General features: G+C 63.6%; 1 protein-coding gene. It reads left to right on the top strand.

Annotated features, from left to right (window positions below):
- Positions 1–307 precede the first annotated feature (307 nt).
- Positions 308–691, top strand: coding sequence for an NUDIX hydrolase (locus EG885_RS22350; RefSeq protein WP_242679806.1), 384 nt, complete (start codon positions 308–310; stop codon positions 689–691).
- Positions 692–770 lie beyond the last annotated feature (79 nt).

The following is a 770-nucleotide window of genomic DNA, read 5'->3' as shown; positions in this document are numbered from 1 at the left end:
GCGGCACTCGTTGCTGCACGCCCCAAAGGCCGATTCCGGAACGCGACACTGCGGCAACCGACAAAGCCCGACCGGCTGCTCGGGTCCGCCTGCGCCGCTGGCGGGCCAAAGGAGGAACTGCCAAGCCCGCGCGCGGTCAGATCGCCGGGAAGAGCCGCTTGTCGCATGTGACGCTGCTCTGTAATTCCCACGCATGACATCTTGGCGCCCTGCACCCAGAATTCGCCTGAAAGCTCTCGGCCTCCATTGGCGTGGCGACCGCCTTCTGGCGGCCGAGGTTCTGGATGACGCCGGACGCGTAAAGGGTGTGCGCCCTCTCGGCGGCTCGGTCGAGTTTGGCGAGACGGCAGAGGCGGCGGTTCTTCGCGAGTTTCGCGAGGAACTGGGGATCACGGTGGAGACCACCGGCATCCCGTTTTTCATGGAGAATATCTATTCCCATGACGGCACCGCCGGGCATGAGATTCTGGCAATCTTCGATGTGGTGTTTGATGCCGATATCTTCGCGGATGCGACGCGTATCGAGTTTCCCGAAGGCGATGGCACCACGTGCTTTGCAGCGTGGTTCGCACTCGACACACTGGATGCGCCCGATGGGCCGCAACTCTACCCCCATGGACTGAAAGCCCATCTGCTGAAAGATCGAGGCCCCGGGGCTTTGCCCGGCACAAACCGGATCCTGCCCGATTGACCTTGCTGCGCTGAGCAAACGGCTGGTCTGAGGACACTGCCCCACAGTCGCGCTGTGCCCTCGACCGGCCGCTTTGGGC

Origin of the sequence: Paracoccus nototheniae (assembly GCF_004335005.1) — a bacterium.
Classification (GTDB): domain Bacteria; phylum Pseudomonadota; class Alphaproteobacteria; order Rhodobacterales; family Rhodobacteraceae; genus Paracoccus; species Paracoccus nototheniae.
Note: the sequence above shows the minus strand (reverse complement) of the source record. Positions and strands in the feature narration are given on the sequence as shown.